Origin of the sequence: Nocardioides sp. QY071, from assembly GCF_029961765.1 — a bacterium.
Classification (GTDB): domain Bacteria; phylum Actinomycetota; class Actinomycetes; order Propionibacteriales; family Nocardioidaceae; genus Nocardioides.
Map to the genome: position 1 here is coordinate 2909798 of NZ_CP124681.1, position 18392 is coordinate 2928189.

The following is an 18392-nucleotide window of genomic DNA, read 5'->3' on the forward strand; positions in this document are numbered from 1 at the left end:
CGGCCTCAGGCGTCCGCGGGCGCGGCGGCCTCGGCGGCCGCCCGCTTGGCGAGGTTCTCGGCGACCTCGGCGTGCCAGTACTCATTGGCCTTGGTGGTGTCGACCTCGAACTCGAACCGGTCGGTCATCTCGGGCGCGATGTCGGCGACGTCGACGTAGAACTGCTCGTACCAGCGACGCAGCTGGTAGACCGGGCCGTCCTCCTCACACAGCAGCGGGTTCTGCACGGCGACCTTGTTCTCCCAGATCGCGACGTCCTGGAGGAAGCCGTCACCGAAGGACTCCGTGTAGCGCTCGGCGATGTAGGCGCAGGTCTTCTCGTCGAGGCCCTCGGGCTTCTTGACCGTGATGCCGTACTGCAGCAGGAACGACTCGGGCCCGGTCGGGATGTGGCAGTTGATCAGGATGACCTCGGTGACGAAGCCCTTGTAGTCGACCTCGAGCCAGTTGATCATGTACGACGGCCCGTAGTAGGTCGCGACCGACTTGAGGGTCGAGTTCTCGTCGCCGTACCCACCGCCCATCGTGTCGGGGCGGCCCTTCGACTCCATGAACTGGGTCGCGGTGTGGCCGTCGAAGATGTTGCGGAAGCTCGTCGGGAACGCGAAGTGCACGTAGTAGAAGTGCGCCATGTCGGCGACGTTGTCGATCAGCTCACGGCAGTGCGAGCCGTTGATCTCCTTGGTGTTCCACGACCACGGCGTGTACGCGTCCGACATCACCTCGGGCAGCTCCGGCGGCAGGATGTCGTGGTCGGCCGCCGAGCCCTCCGGGTCGTGCCAGATCAGCAGCTGGCCGTTGCGCACGACGGTCTCGTAGCGCTGCGTGCGGGCCCGCAGCGGGACGCGCCGCGCGTACGGGATCTCCTTGCACTTGCCGTCGCCGCCCCAGCGCCAGTCGTGGAACGGGCAGGCGATGTTGTCGCCCTTGACCTCGCCCTGGGTCAGGTCGCCTCCCATGTGGCGGCAGTAGCCGTCGAGCACGTTGAGCTCGCCGTCGCCGCCCTGCCACACGACCAGCTTGGTGCCGAACCCGTGGACGGCGTGCGGCTTGCCGTCGGCGAAGTCCGAGGCCAGCCCCAGGCAGTGCCAGCCGCGAGCGAAGCGGATCGGCACGGTGCCCTGGTCGAGAAGTCGCGTGTCGCTCATGTAGAACACGTTACAGTTTTGACGTTAAGGTGACAACATGCACATCGACTTGGAGCCGCAGCAGGTGGCCCTGCGCGAGGAGCTTCGCGAGTACTTCGCCCAGCTCGTCACCCCCGAGATCCGCGCCGGCCTGGCGTCCGCCACCGGCGAGTTCGGCGAGGCGGGTGTCTACAAGGACGTCATCCGCCAGATCGGCAGCGACGGCTGGCTCGGGATCGGCTGGCCGAAGGAGTACGGCGGCCAGGCCCGCTCCATGGTGGAGCAGCTGATCTTCACCGACGTGGCGGCGATCGCCGGCGTGCCGATCCCCTACCTCACGCTCAACACCGTCGGACCGACGATCATGCGCTACGGCAGCGAGGAGCAGAAGGAGCATTTCCTGCCGAAGATCCTCGCCGGCGAGCTGCACTTCTCGATCGGCTACTCCGAGCCCGGCTCCGGCACCGACCTCGCCTCGCTGAAGACCAAGGCGACGCTCGAGGGCGACGAGTGGGTCATCAACGGCCAGAAGATGTGGACCTCGCTCATCCAGTACGCCGACTGGCTCTGGATGGCGTGCCGCACCGAGCCGGACGCGCCGCGCCACAAGGGCCTGTCGATGATCCTGGTCCCGGCCGACGCGCCGGGCGTGTCGTACACCCCCGTCCACACCGTCGCCGGGGTCGGTACGTCGGCGACGTACTACTCCGACGTCCGGGTGCCCGCGTCCAACCTGGTCAGCGAGCGCGGCGGCGGCTGGGCGCTGATGACCAACCAGCTCAACCACGAGCGGGTCGCGCTGACCTCGGCCGCCCCCCTCCAGCACTCGCTGACCCTGGTCAAGGACTGGGCCCGTGAGACGCACAACCCCGACGGCAGTCGCGTCATCGACACCGAATGGGTGCAGATCGCGCTCGGCCGCGCGCACGCCCGGATCGAGGCGCTGACCCTGATCAACTGGAAGCTGGCCGCGGACGCCGACCACGGCGTACCGCTGTCGCCGGCGGAGGCGTCGGCGACCAAGATCTACGGCTCCGAGCTGGCGACCGAGGTCTACCGCTCGCTGATGGAGGTCGTCGGGCCGCACGCCGGGGTCACCGGCGACTCCCCCGGCGCCGTGCTCGCCGGCCGCCTCGAGCGCTTCCACCGCTCGTCGCTGGTCATGACCTTCGGCGGCGGCACCAACGAGATCCAGCGCGACATCATCGGGTACGTCGGCCTCGGCCTGCCCGCCGCCAAGCGAGCCTGAGGAGCACGGACATGGACTTCCTCTTCACCCCCGAGCAGGACGAGGCCGCCGAGCTGGCCGCGCAGATCCTCGCTGACAAGACCACCAACGAGCGGCTCAAGGAGGTCGAGGCCGGCGGCGACCGGTTCGACCGCGACCTGTGGGCGACGCTGGGCGACGCCTTCGACTGGACCGAGCTGGACCTGGTCATGGTCGCGCGCGTGCTGGTCGAGTGCGGCAAGCGCGTCGCACCCGTGCCGCTGGCCGTGCACGCCGCCTGCCTCGCCGCGCTCGGTGACGCCGCCGACTCGGGCAAGCTGTACGCCGCCGCGGTGGCCGAGGAGCGCGCGCACCTGCCCGCCTCCCCGACCGTCACGGCGGACGCGTCCGGTGCGCTGAGCGGGACCAAGACCCTGGTCCGGGCCGGCATGGCTGCCGACGCGCTGCTCGTCACCGCAACCGGTCCGTCCGGAGTGGGCGTCCACCTCGTCGACGCGACGGCGCCCGGCGTCGAGCGGGTCGCGCAGAGGACCAGCGACGGCGACGTGGCTGCGCTGGTGACCTTCTCCGGCGCCGCGGCCACCCAGGTCGGCGGGCCGGAGGCGCCCGAGCGCCTCGGCCAGCTCCTCGTCGCGCTCGCCGCGGCCGAGCAGCTCGGCGTGACCGAGGGTGCGCTGCGGCTGACCTCGGAGTACGCCAAGACCCGCGAGCAGTTCGGTCGCCCGATCGGCACCTTCCAGGCCGTCTCGCAGCGCCTGGCCGACGGGTTCATCGACGTCCTCGGCCAGCGACTCACGCTGTGGCAGGCGATCTGGCGCCTCGAGGAGGGCCTGCCGGCCGCGACCGAGGTCGCGACCGCGAAGCTCTGGGCCGCCGACGCGGGCCACCGGATCGCGCACACCACGGTCCACGTGCACGGCGGCGTCGGCATCGACCTGGACGGCGAGGCGCACCGCTACTTCACCAGCGGCAAGCGCTTCGAGTTCCTCTTCGGGGGCGCCACCGAGCAGGCGTTGGCGATCGGCCGCAGCTTCGCGTCCTGATCGCCGGCTGCTGCCCTGAGCCGCCCGGTCAGGGCAGCAGCGCCGCGGCCGGTCCCTGCAGCCCGACCGCGAAGAAGCCCTCGTCCAGGTCGGTGTACCAGACCTGCTGGCGCTCCACGTCCCATGCGGGCTGCGAGAGCGCTGCGCCGCCGTCGGGGCCGGGCTGGTTGAAGTAGCCGACCTCGCGCGGGTGGGCCAGGTCGGAGATGTCGAAGAGCCGCAGCCCGGAGCCGATCATCGAGCAGCCGGCGATCCGCGGCTCGTCGCGGGTCGGCAGCGAGCAGTAGTGCCCGGTGTAGCTGCGCACGATCATCCGGGCGCCGGGGTCGCCCATCACGTCGGCGCGCAGCAGCGGGTCGTGGACCTCGAGCCGCACGTTGGAGACGACGGAGGGCGCTCGCGGGTCGGTCACGTCGATGATCCGCGCGGCCCCGACCGGGCTCTTCGGCGAGTTGATGCGTGAGAAGTCACCGAACAGGTCGCTGAACTCGTCGACCTCGAGGACGTACTGCCGCCCGTCGCGGGTGAACGGCTCGGCGACCTGCGGGATCGACGACTCGTCCCAGGTCAGCCGCGAGAGCGTGCGGATGGCCGGATCCGGGCGACGGTCCTGGATGTCGGAGACGTCGAGGACGTCGAGCCCGGCGCCCTCGAGCAGGCCGCCGGTGAGGATGCTGGGGCTGCCGATGTTGGCGACGTACATGGTGCGGCCGTCGTCGGAGAGCCGCAGCCCGTGGTAGACCACCCCGGTCTTCGTCTTCAGCACGCGCGGTCGCCGCGGGTCGGTGAGGTCGACGGCGGTGAGCGTGAAGCCCGCGGCGCCGGCGGTCCAGAAGGTCCGGCCGTCGGGCGCGAAGCCGCTCTCGTGGCCCATCACGCCGGACAGCGTCGTGGACATCAGCCGCGGGTGGCGGCAGTCCTGGCTGGCGTCGTACACGTCGAGCACGCCCGGCGCGGTCGCCAGGGTGCCCATGACGGCGGCGATCAGGCCGCGCTCCTGGTTGACCAGCAGCGACTCGTGCGGCTGGAGCATCGCGGGCGTGATCAGGTTGGCCGTCTTCACCGGATGGGCGGGGTCGGTCATGTCGAGCACGACCACGCCCAGGCCCGCACCGCCGGTGAGCAGGCCCGGCAGGTTGAGGCCGACCATCATGGCCGAGTCGTAGTAGGCGCAGGTGCGGCCGGTGACGTCGGTGTAGCGCTGCACCTTGTAGCCGCCCGACCCGAGCGCCGAGCGCTTGCCGTGGTGCCCGACCTGCACCGTGTTGCAGCGGTAGCCCTGGGCCGCGCGCCCCGACGTGTAGTCGGCCGCCGGCACCCGGCCCTGCTGCGCGGTCTCGGGCAGGTCGCCGGTGGCGCAGGTCGCGCGCGGCACGCCGCTCAGCGACAGGTCGGCCTGCGAGGAGCCCGCCGTCAGCACCGCCCCGGCGAGGACCACCGTGGCCGCCACCGCGGCGAGCCCCAGCCGGCGTACCGCGTGCGGCCGGCTGCCCGTGCGCTGCGTCGTGTCCTCGTGCACCATGGCGACCCCCATGTCGTCTGCGGTAGGGCGGCCCCGGCCGCCGAGTGCGCCCACCCTCGCACGGTGACGGCGCTCACGTCGACCACCGACCCGTGGCTAGTGTGCGGGCATGGAGCACGCCTCGTTCGTCGATGCCGCCCGGATCGCCCTCGACCTCGCCTCGAGCACCGAGGTGAAGGCCGGCTGGCTCGAGGAGAGCTCGTGCGCGGGGATGTCCGTGGGCGGCCTGGCGCACCACCTGGTCCAGCAGGCCGGCAACACGGTGCGGCTGCTGGAGATGGAGCCGGTCGCGGAGCCGCCGATCCCACTGCTGGAGCACTACGCCCGCGCGGCCTGGGTCGAGGCCGGCCCCGACGACGAGGTGAACGTGACGATCCGCGAGGGTGCCGACGCCGCCGCCGACACCGGGCCGGACGACGTCATCGCGCACGGCACCGCCGCACTCGAGCGCCTGCCCGATCTGCTCCGCGACCACCACCGCCGGATCCCGGACCAGGTCCGGATCCCCTGGCAGGGCTGGTCACTCTCCACGAGCGACTTCCTCGTCACCCGCGCGATGGAGATCGTCGTGCACGCCGACGACCTGGCGAGCAGCGTCGGTGTCGAGACGCCCGACTTCCCCGACGACGTGGTCGCCGACGTCCTCGCTCTGCTGAGCGCGGTCGCCGTACGCCGCCACGGGCAGGTGGCACTCGTGCGGGCCCTCAGCCGGCCGCAGCGGGCGCCGGGGGACGTCTCGGCCTTCTGAGATCCAGGCTCAGCCGGTGTAGGGGACCTCGGCGCGCCAGTCCGCCTCGTCCTGGTCGATCGCGGCCCGCAACGCGCGCGCCACGTTGTCGGGCGCGAACGGGCCCTCCTTCTTGAGCAGGCCGCGAACGGTCACCGAGACCGCGCGGATGCCGTCGCCCTTCAGCGTCGCGTCGATGCTGCGCACCAGGTTCTGCACCCCGGCCTTCTGCACGCCCAGTGACGCCGCGCCGAACCACGGCGTGTCCGCGGCCATGCTCCCGGTCACCGTGATCCGGCCGCCGGGCCCCATGAACGGACGCGCGGCCTGGAGGACCGAGAGCAGCGCGCCGACGCCGAGGCGGACGTCCGCGAGCAGCTCGTCGGGGCTCAGGCTCAGCGGGTCCTTCTCGCGGTACGCCGAGGGGTTGAAGTGGACGACGTCGAAGTGACCGACGTGCTCCCCCATCCGGGTCACGGCCGCGCGGGTGGCCGCGTCGTCGGTGAGGTCGACGACCGACGAGCCGGCGAGCGCCCCGGCGGCCTCGACCTCGCCCCGCAGCTGGGTGAGGACGTCCTCCTCGGCGCCCAGCAGGCCGACCGAGCCGCCCTCCGCGGCGTACAGGCGGGCGAGCGAGCCGCTCACCCCGGGTCCGGCTCCGGCGATCAGCACGTTGCGGGTCATGGCACCAACCTAGATGAGTAAGTCGTCGCTACTCCGGACAGCGGGTGGCCTCGGCCCGCGGCACGACCTCGCCGTCACGTACGACGACCTCGCCCGGGGCCAGGGACGCGAGCTGGACCGGCGTGAAGGTCACCTGGGTGGCCTCGGCGTCCGCTGCGGAGTCGAGGGCGCTCAGCACGTAGGTGCGGTCGTCCTCGAGCGAGAGCTCCTCGGGACCGCTCCACCCGTCGTTGGTGGCGCCGAGGACCAGCTCGACGGTGCCGCCGTTCCCGCTACCGGCCCGCCAGGTCCCGAGGACCGGGTTCGGCTCGTCGTCTGCCAGCCCGACGCGGTCACCGAGGACCTGGACGGTGTCGATGCCGCCCGTGCACACCCGGACCAGCGCGACCGGCCGGCCGTCGGCGCCGACGGTGACGGCCGTCGTACCGATGACGTCGGCGGTGACGGCGTTGCCGCAGGCGGTGAGCGCAGGCGCGAGGACGAGGGCGAGCAGGACGAGACGCAGGCGTGTGGTCATGCTCCGATCCTGCGCACCCGGGCCCGGATCCGGCTGAGTACGCAGGCTCAGCCGAGCCCGCCGACCCCCGAGGGCACGTCGGGGTCGACGGTGAAGCTCGGGACGAGTCCTCGCTGCCGCCCGGGCGCGAGCACGCCGGCGCGGCGGCCGAGCCGCATCGCCGCGACCTTGGCGGCCGGGAGCAGGCCGTGCTCCCGGGTCGAGCGCGGCACCCGGCCGAGCCGGTTGCGCAGGTAGTAGTTGGCCGTCCACAGGTGCTCGCGGCGCACCGAGGCGGCCGTCCAGTGCTCCGTGGACAGCGAGACGTTCATGTCGCCGAGGTTCTCGACGCGGTGCGGGCTGTTCTGCGGCCACCAGGCGACCTGGCCCGGCTCGAGGTCGAGCACCGCGGCCTGCTCGTCGTACCCGAGGTCGAACGGCAGCTCCTCCTCGGTCTCCCCTGCCACCAGCCGCTCGAGGTTCTCGTCGCTCACGAACCGCTGGGTGCACGGGTACACGTAGGCGCGCTTGTGCCCGCGCAGGTGCCACAGCAGGTTCGGCTGGTTGTCGGCGTGGTAGTAGACCATCGCCGACGGCGAGGACAGCAGCAGCGTGGCCGAGGTGCGGATCGGGGCGAAGCCGGGCACCAGTGCGCGGATCCCGGCGTACAGCTCGTCGACGAGGCGGGCGAGCTCAGGGTCGTGGCGGTCGATGCCGACCAGGTTGAGCCACAAGCGGCCGCGGGCGACGACCTCCAGCAGCTCCTTGCCGGGCAGGTCGGTCTCGGCACCGCGCCGCCACTGGTCCGGGCGCGCCGGGTCGTCGCCCATCGTGTACGGATGGACGACCGACCGCGGCAGCCGGTCCAGCAGGTCGGCGAGAGCGTCGTCGGTGAACATCGGCTGCTCGTGCAGCCGGTGCGGGGCGAGGTGAGGGCGGGCGCCGAACGCAGCGATGTCGTCGAAGCCCCACGGGAGGAGGGAGGAGTCGGTCACGCCGTACTGGTGCGGCCGGTACGGCGAAAAGATCCGTCAGATCCCCGCGATCCCGTCGAGCTTCTTGACCGTCGCCTCGAACTCGGCCACCAGGTCGGCGACGACCTCGGCGACCGGGCGGACCTCGTTCATCCGGCCGACGATCTGCCCGATGGGCATCGAGATCACGTCGGGGTCCCCGGAAGCGTTGATCCGGTTGTGGGCGTCGGCGACGAGGAGGTTCTGCAGCGGCATCGGGAGGGGCGCCGGAGCGTCCTCCTCCGACCATGCCTCGGTCCACTTCGTCTTGAGCAGCCGGGCCGGCTTGCCGGTGTAGATCCGGGTGCGCACCGTGTCGGACGAGGTGGCCCGCAGGAACGCGGTCTCCCAGCCCTTGTTGCCGGCGAGGTTGCGGTACTCCTCGGTGCCGAGCCAGATCGAGCCGGTCCACACGCCCTGCGCGCCGAGCGCGAGCGAGGCCGCGATCTGGCGGCCCGAGCCGATGCCGCCGGCACCGAGGACCGGGACGTCCGGGCCGACCGCGTCGACGATGTCAGGCGTGAGCACCATGCTGGCGATCTCGCCGGTGTGCCCGCCGGCCTCGTAGCCCTGGGCGATGATGATGTCGACGCCGTTGGCGACGTGGCTCAGCGCGTGCTTCGGCGCACCAGCGAGCGCGGCGACCTTGAGCCCGGCCTCGTGGCACTGCTCGATCACGTCGACCGGCGGCGAGCCGAGCGCGTTGGCGATGAGGACCGGGCGGTGCTGCAGCGCGACGTCGACGTGCGAGCGGGCCACGGAGTGCAGCCAGCCGAGGACGCCCTCACGGCCCTCGCCCTCCGGCAGCGGCGGCACGCCGAGCTTGAGCAGGGTCTCGTCGACGAACTTCTTGTGGTCCTCGGGGATGTACGACGACAGGTCGGCCGAGGTGCCCTCGGTGGGGATCTTCATCGGCATGACCACGTCGACGCCGTACGGCTTGCCGTCGGTGTTCTCGTCCATCCAGGTCAGTACGCGGTCGAGCTCGTCGGTGTCGTTGAACCGGACACAGCCCAGCACACCCAGGCCACCGGCGCGCGACACGGCGGCCGCGACGTGCTCGGAGGGGGTGAAGGCGAAGATCGGGTACTCGATGCCGAAGGCATCGCACAGGGCGGTGTGCATCAGGCGTTCGCTCCTTCGTTCTCTGCGCGCTGCTCACGGGAGGCCAGCGCGAGCTCCTTGGCCCGCGGGTACTGCGCCTTGCCCGTGGCGTTGCGCGGGATCTCGTCGACGATGGTCAGTGCGCGGGGCAGCTTGTAGCCGGACAGGTGCGCGCGCAGGAAGGTGCGCAGCTCCTCGAGCTCGACCTCGTGTCCCGGGCGGGTCTCGACGACGGCGGCGACGCTCTGGCCGTACTTCTCGTCGGGGAGGCCGACCACCAGGACGTCGTACACGCCGGGGTGCGCCTTGATCGCCTGCTCGACCTCTTCCGGGTAGACCTTCTCGCCACCGGTGTTGATGCAGTTGGAGCCCCGGCCGAGCAGGGTGATCCGGTTGCCCTCCTCGATCCGGGCGTTGTCGCCGGGGATCGAGTAGCGCACGCCGTCGATCTCGACGAAGGTCTTGGCGGACTTCTCGGGGTCCTTGTAGTAGCCGACCGGCACGTTGCCCGAGCGGGCGGTCCGGCCGATCCTGCCGACGTCCTTGACCGGGTCGAGCGGCCGGTTGTCGTCGCCGAGGATCACGGTGGTCGGCGGGATCGAGACGACCGGGCCGTCGGTGGACAGGGCGCTGGCGTCCTGCAGGCCGGTGCCCTGGAAGCCGGTCTCCGAGGAGCCGACCGAGTCGGTGAAGACGGCGTTGGGGAAGTGCTTCATCCAGCGCTCCTTCACCGACTTGGAGAAGATCGCGGCGCTGGAGGCGATGGCGAACAGGGTCTGGCCGTCGTACCCACCGGCCTCGTAGGCGTCGATCAGCGGCACCGCCATGGCGTCGCCGGTCATGAAGAGCATCTGCACGCCGTGCTTGTCGACGAGGTCCCAGGTGCGGACCGGGTCGAACTTCGGCTCCAGGATGGTGACCTGGCCGGCGAACAGGTGCATGAGCAGCGAGGCCTGGGCGCCGCCGTGCATGAGCGGGCTGAGGGGAAGCGTGACCAGGCTGTCCTGCAGCGCCTTCTTGGACTGGTCGTACTCCTCGAGCGGCTCGGCCGTCATGAAGTCGATGCCGCCGCCGAGCACCCGCCAGAAGTCCTCGTGGCGCCACATGACGCCCTTCGGGAAGCCGGTGGTCCCGCCGGTGTAGATGATGTGGATGTCGTCGGGACTGCGCTCGCCGAAGTCACGGGCGGCGGACTGGCCGGCGACCGCCTCCTCGAGCGTGACGCCGCCGTACGACGACAGGTCGCTCTCGTCGCCGGGCTCGAGCGGGTTGGGCACCGCGATCACGGCCTTCATGGCACCGACCTTGGGCAGCACCTCGGCGACCAGCGGCGCATACACGCGGTCGTGGACCAGGCCGACGAGGTCGGCGTTGTCGAAGAGGTACTCGAGCTCGCCGGCGACGTAGCGGTAGTTGACGTTGATCGCGACCGCCCGGACCTTGAGGATCCCGATCAGGGCGATGACGTGCTCGATGCTGTTCTTCGCGTAGAGGCCGACGTGGTCGCCCGTCCCGATGCCCTGTGCCTGCAGGTAGTGCGCGAGCCTGTTGGACTCGGCCTCCAGCTCGGCGAAGGAGATGACATCGTCACCCACCTGGACGGCGGGCTTGTCGGGAACGGCGTCGACGGCGTGTTCGAAGAGATCGGCGATGTTCAGGGCCACGAGGCCGACAGTAGAACACGTTTCACTTTTTCGCTAGCGTTGTTCACATGAGTGATTGCCTCGTCGAGCAGGACGGCCACAAGCTGGTCGTCACGATGAACCGCCCGGAGCGCCGCAACGCGTTGTCGAGCGAGATGCTGCGGATCATGGAGGCCGCCTGGGACCGGGTGAACGAGGACCCGGAGATCCGGGTCTGCATCCTCACCGGCGCCGGCGGGTACTTCTGCGCCGGCATGGACCTCAAGGCCGCCGACGACAAGCCGCCCTCGGAGAGCTTCGAGTCCGGCGCCTACGACCCGACCACGATCAAGGGCCTGCTCAAGGGCTTCCGGCTCACCAAGCCGCTGATCGCCGCGGTCGAGGGCCCCGCCATCGCGGGCGGAACGGAGATCCTGCAGGGCACCGACATCCGGATCGCGGGCGAGTCGGCCAAGTTCGGCGTCGCGGAGGCGCGCTGGTCGCTGTACCCGCTCGGCGGCTCCGCCGTACGGCTCCCCCGCCAGATCCCCTACACGGTCGCCGCCGAGCTGCTGCTCACCGGGCGCACCCTCGGCGCTCCCGAGGCCAAGGAGCTCGGCCTGATCGGCCACGTCGTCCCCGACGGCGAGGCGCTGGCCAAGGCGCACGAGATCGCGGACCGGATCGCGGCCAACGGCCCGCTCGCCGTCCAGGCGATCCTCAAGACGATGCGCGACTCCGAGGGCAAGCACGAGGAGGAGTGCTGGGCCGACGACGCGAAGATCGGTGCCGCGGTGTTCTCCTCCGAGGACGCCAAGGAGGGCCCGCGTGCCTTCCTCGAGAAGCGGGCTCCGCAGTTCCGGGGTCGCTGATCAGTCGCTGACCGGTCGCGGGTCGGGAGCGGGCACCGCCGTGGCGGGACAATGATTCGAACGGGCTATGGCGCCCGGGCGCTCACGAGAAGATAGTGAGCACCGCCACATCCTGCTCTGCTCCCGATCCCCCCGATTCGGCAGGTGACCTCCGTGCGCCCTCGGACCCTTTGCGCTGCGCTCTCCTCGGCCGTGCTGCTGGCCGTCCTCGTCAACCCGGGGGCCGCGCATGCCGCGCCCCTCCCGGCGCAGGCCGACGGCAGCGCCGTACGCTGCGCCGAACCGCCGCCCACCGAGGGCACGACAGCGGAGAACCGTGACCGCTTCGTCGAGCTGTGGTCGCCACGGTTCACTGACAATGCCTGGCGCAAGGACTTCGTCGCGCTGGAGGAGGTTCCTGCCGACATCCTCGCCGAGGGCTTCCACGCACTGCCCGAGCCCACCCAGCTGTGGCTGAGCTCCTGTCTCCTCGAGGACCTGCTCGCCGTCACCCACACGACGCCGACCGCGCAGGAGCGCGAGACCTACCTCGCCGGGGTCGCGATGGTGATCTTCGGCAAGGAGGGCACAGAGCAGCTCAAGGAGGACATGAACGAACCGGCCGAGACGCCGCCCGCCTCCGACCTGCCGCCGGTGAACCGTGACCAGACCGGCGAGGCGCTGGACGACGTCGCCGAGGAGCTCGCGGAGGCGCCGAGCCTGACCTCCGCGCAGCTGCCGCGCACCTCGAAGGCCGCTCCGTCCGCCCGGACGTCGAGCGCCGTCACCGCAGGCCTCCCCCCGAGCTTCAACGACACGCTCACGTCGCTGCCGCTCGTCCCGCTGGTGCTCGACGCACTCGACGAGCTCCTGCAGGAGGTCGGCAAGGTCCAGGGCAAGCTGTTCACACTGCCGGTCGTGAACCTGCTCTCGCCGCTCTTCTACAAGATCTGCGCCGAGTCACCGACCATGACCCTGTCGTGCAGCATCTCGCTGCCCGTGGGCGTCCCGGTGCCGGCCGACGTGACCGGTGACCACCTGCCCGACGTGCTCGGTCAGCTCAACCCGGTGACCAACCTGATCGACGTGGGCGCCCGGTTCGCAGTCCAGCGGATCGCGCCCAACAGCGGTCCGCTCCCGGCGCACGTGTTCGCCGTCTACGACACCCCGATCGTGAAGAAGCGAGTCACCGTCGGGATCGACGGCCGGGCCTCGACGCTCGGGGGCAACAGCACCGCGCGGGTGATGCTCAAGAACATCGTCGACGCCATCACGGGCGACATCAAGATCGCAGCGGACGTCACGTCGACCAACCCCGGCCCGACGGAGGCGATCACGTTCGGCGTGAAGTCGCTGACCGGTGGCAGCGGCGGCGTACCGCTGACCGAGCAGGACCCGCTGACCGGCTCCGTGCAGCTCAGCCCGTTCCCGACCACGCTCGACGTGGGCGCCCAGATGACGCACCGAAGCACCGGCAGCAAGGACACGATCACGGTCAACACCCCGACCGCGACCCGCGTCGACGCCGTCATCGACCAGGCCACGACGTCGGGCCCCGTCGACAGCGACCGCCGGTTCACCGCGACGGTCGACAAGCTGCCGTCGTCGGTGCGCGTCGACCTGACCCGCCAGGGCACGCACCAGAACATCGAGTACACCGCCAACGACGAGATCGCCCTCGTGGAGGCGACCGACACGACCACCCCGGACATCACCAGGCCGACGGAGGTCGACCACGCGGTCTACCGGGTCAACGGCATCCCGAAGCACATGTCGGTCGACCTCGACGGCGACCTGATCACCTACGACGCCAGCGACTCCATCGACAAGGTGTACGCCGGCGTCGAGCGGATGGGCGGCGACCGGATCACGGCCGAGGTACTCGGCATCCCGGCGCACGCCGAGGTGCTCTTCGACGGGAAGGGCTCCGTCCTCGACTGGGACGCCGACACCGCGACCACGAGCGCCGCGGCCACCGCACATCTCACGGCCGCGACGCTCGGCACGGACCGCGACTTCGACGCGGGTCTGGCGATCACCTCGATCCCGGCGAAGTGGAACGCCTCCTGGGCGGACGGCGACGTCCTCTTCGAGGCACCTGCGGGGGGCATCGGCTCGATCGTCGCCAATGTCACCAACCACGAGACGTTCTCGACGCTGTCGGGCGACCACCTCGCGGCGTACTACGACGAGGCCTCGGGCAACCTCGACGCCAGCCTGAAGATCAGCAACCTGCGCCGGGCGGCGTTCTCCAAGCTGCCCGACGACGGCGACGGCGGTGGCTTCGAGGCCGGGCTCGACATGGGTGACAACAGCATCTTCGCCTTCGCCGCGGAGACGCACCTGGCGCAGGGCGACGTCGTCGCCTCCGGCCAGCTGAGCAACCTGCCGTCGCAGGTCACACTGCGCAGCGAGGGCGGCCGGATCACCTACGAAGGCAACACCAACCCCGACCTGACGCTGTCGGTCGCCGCAGGCAAGGCCGCCGCGCTGGCCGCCACGCCCGTGCCGCCGCAGGTCCACGGTGTCGCCGTCCGCGACGGTGCGAGCGGGTCCGACAAGGCGGTCCGGGCCAAGCTCTACCTGACCGGACTGCCGACGGGTCTCGACCTCGACTCGACCCACGGCACCTACACGGTGACGGGCTTCCACCCGACCAACGGCACCCTGGTGGTCGACGCCAAGCTGCAGGCGCTCGCGCCCAAGCCGCTCAGCCTCTACCTGACCCAGGGCATCCCGACGGCCAACCCCGTCGACTTCACCTTCGGCCCGATCGTCACGCGCACCGAGCCCGACGGCCAGCACACCATCGGCATCGACTACGTCGCCAGCGAGACGCTCGGGGCGTTCACGGCCAACGCGCAGTACGACAACACCGACGAGGCGCAGCTGACCATCAGCGCGATCCCGAAGACCATCAGCGTGGACGCCTCCTTCGGGGCCGACACGAAGGAGGTCGACGTCGCGATGGACCAGGGCATCAGCGACATCACGGCGGCGTACAAGCACGTGGGTGACCTCGACTTCGCCGCGTCCGTGCACCTGCACGACGTACCGAAGACGGTCGACCTGCTGATCGGCAAGAAGACCCAGGCCGGCAGCGGCACCACCGTCGACGCGCCGGTCTTCACGATGACGGCCTTCTCCCCCGGCCTCGACATCGACGCCTTCGCCTCGGCGAGGATCGCCGACCCCGTCGACGCCGCCGCCGCGGTGACGCTCGACGTCACCGACCTCGGCCAGCTGGTCACGGCCGACCTGATCGGTGCCCGCCTGCACATCACCTCCGCGCCGGCGACCCACGCCTTCGCCCTGGAGGCGGCCGGGCGGGTCCAGAAGTCGATCTCCCTCGACTGGGGCAGCGGTGAGGACGGTCAGACCGGCTTCTTCCAGAACCGGGGCAACCTGTCGGCCGACCTGAAGATCCACCGGGTCACGCTGGGTCTGACGGACTTCTCGGACGTCAACCTCCGCCTGGGCTTCACCACCGGCCTCGACGGCGACTTCGGGACGTTCACGTTCGGCCAGGACACCGACCTGACGGTCGACCTCGAGGAGAGGTTCTCGGTCTTCATCGACTGGCCCGACCCGCTCGGTACGGACACGATCACCATCGTGGACATCCCGCACGCCTCGATCCCGTTCGGCAACGTCGCGCCGCGCTGGCACATCAACCAGAACGTGCAGGAGCGTGCACTCCACCTGCCGATCATCCACTTCGGGATCGCGGACTGCGGCGTCTCGTTCGACGTCCGCCCGGCACCGGGCTACACGACACCGGGCAACACGTTCACGCTCGGCCAGCCCGCCGGCGACGGGACACACACGCCGGCCTGGCTGATCACGCCCGACATCAACCTGCTCGGGCTGTCGCTGCCCGACTTCGGGCTGGACATCATCGCCTACTTCCTCTCGCCCTACGGCAACAACATCAAGGTGTACCCCGAGTGTCAGTGGCTCGTGTAGGTCTGGCGCTCGCCGCCCTCGCGCTGGCCTGCTCCGGGTGCAACGACACCCCGGAGCAGGCCGGGCCCGACCCGTCCGCACCCGTCACGGACATCACCGTCGAGTGCGACCGCTTCGCTGCCACCGCGCAGCGGATCACCGACGCCCAGACGGCGCTCTACGACGGCAAGGACTCCCCCGAGGACGCGACGGCCGTCGAGGACCTCGTGACCGAGCTGGACGCGCTCAAGGAGGACGCGCCGGACGACGTCGACGAGGCGCTGACCGCGCTCGGCGCGGGCTTCCGCGCCGCGCAGGAGCTGCTGGCGGACCCGACCCCGGCGAACACCGCAGAGCTGGCCGCGCTGTCCTCCGGGCTCTCCGAGGACAGCCAGGCCGTGACGGCCTGGATCCTCAGCGAGTGCTGACGTAGCCGGCCAGCCAGTCCGGGAACTCATCGAGACCGTCCAGCACGGCGTGGGTGCCGGCGGCGACGAGCTCGGCGGCGGTGCACCCGCCGGTCAGCACGGACACGCTGGTGACGCCGGCGGCCAGGGCACCCTCGACGTCGTGGACGTGGTCGCCGACGTAGACCGAGGCGCCCTCGCGGCGCAGCACGCCGGCCTTGCCGACGCCCCAGACCCAGCCCTCGAGCAGGTCGACGTCGAGGCCCGTGTGGTCCAGGTGCAGCTGGGCGTTGGGGGCGTACTTGCCGGTGACCACGACGACCCGCCCGCCGTGGCGTCGTACGGCGGCGATCGCCTCGTGCGCGCCCGGCAGCACCGGCACGTTGGCGATCGCGTGGTCGGGGTAGAGCGCGCGGAACCGGTCGCCCGCGGCCGGGATCACGTCTGCCGGCAGGTACGGCGCGAGCAGCATCTCGAGCGGCGGCCCGAGCCTGTCGGTCATCTCCTCGACCGGGAAGTCCACGCCCAGCTCGCGGCCGAGCTCCAGCAGCACGTCCCGGAACCCGGGCACGGTGTCGATGAGGGTCAGGTCGAGATCGAACCCGACGACGAGATCCGCCATGGCCGCACGCTATCCACCCGTGTCCGGCGAGGCGTGGGCGGGCGGCGACGGGGCAGGATGGCGCCATGGCTGCCCTCCTCGTCTTCGCCGTGTTCGGCCTGGTCTTCGTCGCCGTCATCGTGCTGCTGGTCCTCGGCGTGTCCGCCGGCATGAAGCGCGCGGCCGAGCGGCGGCAGGGCCTGGCCGGCCTGGCGTGGGCGCGGGAGTGGGAGTATCGGCCGAACGACCCGGGCCTGGTCGACCGCTTCACTGGTGCGCCCTTCGGGAGCGGGCACTCCCGCCAGGCCGTCAACGTCCTCATCGGGCGCCACGACGGGCGCCCGTTCACCGCCTTCGACTACCACCACACGACAGGCAGCGGCGACAGCCCGAGCCGCCACGTCCACTCCGTGCTGGCCATCAACCTCGGCGTCCAGGCACCGCCGCTCTCCGTCGGCCCGACCACGATGGTGGGGCGCTGGATCAGCTCCCTCAGCGGCAGTGACATCGAGATCGGCGACCCGGCGTTCGACGCCTACTTCACGGTGCGCTCCCCCGTGCGGGATTTCGCGGTCGACGTCCTGCTCTCCGACGTGCGCGAGGTCATGCAGCACCACCCGAACGTCGCCTGGCGGATCACCGGCGACTCGCTGCTCGTCATCCGCGCCGGTGAGCACACCCCGGCCGAGGTCGACGCCAAGCTGCACCTGATGGACGCCCTGCTCGACCGGATCCCGGAGCGGGTCTGGGAGCGCCTGCGCGGTGAGCAGGCGCGCTGAGAGGAGTCGACCGGCGCCGGCCGGGAAAAGTCACGCGCATGGACTCGCTCCCCACCTTCATGGTCGTGATCTTCGCGATCGTCATCGGCGGTCTGCTGGTGCTCTTCCCGATCGCGATCCTCACCTCGAGGAGGACCGCGGCCCGACGCCGGCGCAGCGTCGCGTCCTTCGCCCACGACCGGGGCTGGGAGTTCCGCGCCGACCACCCGGCCCTGGCCGACCGGTTCGCCGGAGTCCCCTTCGGCAGAGGTACCGCGCGGTTCGCGACCAATGTCGTGATCGGCGAGCACGAAGGGCGCCCGTTCGTGGCGTTCGACTACCAGTACACGGACGTCATCGGCGAGAACAACAACCAGCATTTCTACTCCGTCGTGGCCGGCAGCCTCGGCCTCCGGGCGCCCGACCTGTTCGTGGGGCCGACCACGCTGCTCGGTCGCTGGGCCGACGGACTCACAGGGGGCGACATCGAGATCGGAGATCCCGCCTTCGACGGCCACTTCACGGTCCGCTCACCGAGTCCGGAGTTCGCCATCGACGTCCTGCTCTCCGACGTGCGCGAGGTCGTGAGGCACCACCCGGACCTCACCTGGCGCATCACGGGGGACTCGCTGCTCGTCGTCAGTCCGGGCCGCCACGCGCCGGCCGAGGTCGACGCGAAGCTGGAGATGATGGAGGCCCTGCTCGACCGGATCCCCGAGCGGGTCTGGGAGCGGCTCCTTGCCGGCGAGTCATAGGCCCACCGGCACGGTCCGACACGTCAGTGACCGGTGCGCCTGCCCGCCCAGCGCAGCGGGCTCGCCGGGTCGGTGCCGCGGCGGCAGGAGCCGACCTCGTAGGACAGCGTGCCGTCCTTGACCTTGCGCTTCTTCGCGATGAGCTTGCCGCCGACCTCGATGTGGTACGACGTGCCGTTGTCCTGGGTGCCGGCGAAGACGCTGCTGAACCGGCCGTTCTTCTTGACCTTCATGGTCGGCATGGTCTGCTGCACGAGCTTCACGTCGAGCCCGCAGACCACGTTCATCGTGACCAGCCAGCCCTTCACCTTGCGACCGTTCTTGGCGACCTTGAACCGGATGTCCAGGCGGTCGAGCGGGTTCGGCTCGGTCGGCGTCTCCCCTGCGGTGTAGCTGCCGTCGGGACCGGCAGCCGCCTGAGCCGGCGCGGGCGAGGCGGTGAACAGGACGGCGAGGGCCACGACCGCGACGGCGAGTGCCCGAGAGAGTCGACGCATGTCGGGGACGTT

17 protein-coding genes are annotated in these 18392 nt (G+C 70.9%); 8 read left to right on the forward strand and 9 right to left on the reverse strand.

The genetic code is table 11. From position 1 onward, the window contains the following. Positions 1-5: 5 nt before the first annotated feature. Positions 6-1148, reverse strand: a complete 1143-nt coding sequence (locus QI633_RS14060; protein ID WP_141798621.1) for a Rieske 2Fe-2S domain-containing protein — start codon at positions 1146-1148, stop codon at positions 6-8. A gap of 37 nt (positions 1149-1185) precedes the next feature. Between QI633_RS14060 and QI633_RS14065 the strand changes: the two genes are divergently transcribed. Continuing rightward, positions 1186-2376, forward strand: a complete 1191-nt coding sequence (locus QI633_RS14065) for an acyl-CoA dehydrogenase family protein (RefSeq protein ID WP_282426144.1) — start codon at positions 1186-1188, stop codon at positions 2374-2376. An 11-nt stretch (positions 2377-2387) separates the two neighbouring features. Then, positions 2388-3398 carry an acyl-CoA dehydrogenase gene (locus QI633_RS14070; RefSeq protein ID WP_282426145.1) on the forward strand — a complete coding sequence of 337 codons (1011 nt, stop codon included), beginning with the start codon at positions 2388-2390 and terminating at the stop codon, positions 3396-3398. A 28-nt stretch (positions 3399-3426) separates the two neighbouring features. Here QI633_RS14070 and QI633_RS14075 read toward each other — a convergent pair whose 3' ends face one another. Further along, a complete protein-coding gene (locus tag QI633_RS14075) occupies positions 3427-4932 on the reverse strand; it encodes a hypothetical protein (RefSeq protein WP_141798618.1) in 1506 nt (501 codons plus the stop codon). 97 nt (positions 4933-5029) lie between these two features. Between QI633_RS14075 and QI633_RS14080 the strand changes: the two genes are divergently transcribed. Continuing rightward, a complete protein-coding gene (locus QI633_RS14080) occupies positions 5030-5668 on the forward strand; it encodes a maleylpyruvate isomerase N-terminal domain-containing protein (protein WP_282426146.1) in 639 nt (212 codons plus the stop codon). Between the two features lie 9 nt (positions 5669-5677). Here QI633_RS14080 and QI633_RS14085 read toward each other — a convergent pair whose 3' ends face one another. Genes QI633_RS14085 through QI633_RS14105 form a run of 5 tightly spaced genes read right to left on the reverse strand, consistent with a single transcriptional unit; the run spans position 5678 to position 10608 of the window. Next, positions 5678-6331: an SDR family oxidoreductase gene (locus tag QI633_RS14085; protein WP_282426147.1), complete on the reverse strand. Its 654-nt coding sequence runs from the start codon at positions 6329-6331 to the stop codon at positions 5678-5680. Positions 6332-6359: 28 nt separating this feature from the next. Then, positions 6360-6848: a hypothetical protein gene (locus QI633_RS14090; protein WP_282426148.1), complete on the reverse strand. Its 489-nt coding sequence runs from the start codon at positions 6846-6848 to the stop codon at positions 6360-6362. Positions 6849-6895: 47 nt separating this feature from the next. Continuing rightward, positions 6896-7822: a hypothetical protein gene (locus QI633_RS14095; RefSeq protein WP_282426149.1), complete on the reverse strand. Its 927-nt coding sequence runs from the start codon at positions 7820-7822 to the stop codon at positions 6896-6898. A gap of 36 nt (positions 7823-7858) precedes the next feature. After that, complete coding sequence (locus tag QI633_RS14100; RefSeq protein ID WP_141798613.1) at positions 7859-8965, reverse strand: nitronate monooxygenase family protein; 1107 nt, start codon at positions 8963-8965, stop codon at positions 7859-7861. After that, positions 8965-10608, reverse strand: coding sequence for an acyl-CoA synthetase (locus tag QI633_RS14105; protein WP_282426150.1), 1644 nt, complete (start codon positions 10606-10608; stop codon positions 8965-8967). The genes QI633_RS14100 and QI633_RS14105 overlap by 1 nt, the downstream gene beginning before the upstream one ends. A 47-nt stretch (positions 10609-10655) precedes the next feature. Here QI633_RS14105 and QI633_RS14110 point away from each other — a divergent pair, with 47 nt between their 5' ends. The 3 genes from QI633_RS14110 to QI633_RS14120 all read left to right on the forward strand — a co-directional run bounded on the left by QI633_RS14110 (position 10656) and on the right by QI633_RS14120 (position 15790). Then, entirely contained in the window at positions 10656-11438 is a 783-nt protein-coding gene (locus tag QI633_RS14110) for a crotonase/enoyl-CoA hydratase family protein (RefSeq protein WP_141798611.1), read from the forward strand. Positions 11439-11591: 153 nt separating this feature from the next. Further along, positions 11592-15383, forward strand: a complete 3792-nt coding sequence (locus tag QI633_RS14115; RefSeq protein ID WP_282426151.1) for a hypothetical protein — start codon at positions 11592-11594, stop codon at positions 15381-15383. Next, on the forward strand, positions 15371-15790 hold the full coding sequence (locus QI633_RS14120) for a hypothetical protein (protein ID WP_141798609.1): 420 nt from the start codon (positions 15371-15373) through the stop codon (positions 15788-15790). Before QI633_RS14115 ends, QI633_RS14120 begins: the two co-directional genes overlap by 13 nt. On the opposite strand, the gene QI633_RS14125 is transcribed toward QI633_RS14120, so the two are convergent. Then, positions 15777-16391 (reverse strand): HAD hydrolase-like protein, encoded by a 615-nt coding sequence (locus QI633_RS14125; protein ID WP_141798608.1) that lies wholly within the window; start codon positions 16389-16391, stop codon positions 15777-15779. The genes QI633_RS14120 and QI633_RS14125 overlap by 14 nt on opposite strands. Before the next feature lie 65 nt (positions 16392-16456). Between QI633_RS14125 and QI633_RS14130 the strand changes: the two genes are divergently transcribed. Then, positions 16457-17149, forward strand: coding sequence for a hypothetical protein (locus tag QI633_RS14130; protein WP_282426152.1), 693 nt, complete (start codon positions 16457-16459; stop codon positions 17147-17149). A gap of 38 nt (positions 17150-17187) precedes the next feature. Beyond that, the gene (locus tag QI633_RS14135) at positions 17188-17883 is read left to right on the forward strand and encodes a hypothetical protein (protein ID WP_282426153.1); all 696 of its coding nucleotides are present in this window, start codon (positions 17188-17190) and stop codon (positions 17881-17883) included. Between the two features lie 23 nt (positions 17884-17906). Here QI633_RS14135 and QI633_RS14140 read toward each other — a convergent pair whose 3' ends face one another. Beyond that, the gene (locus QI633_RS14140) at positions 17907-18380 is read right to left on the reverse strand and encodes a hypothetical protein (RefSeq protein ID WP_141798605.1); all 474 of its coding nucleotides are present in this window, start codon (positions 18378-18380) and stop codon (positions 17907-17909) included. Between the last annotated feature and the right edge of the window lie 12 nt (positions 18381-18392).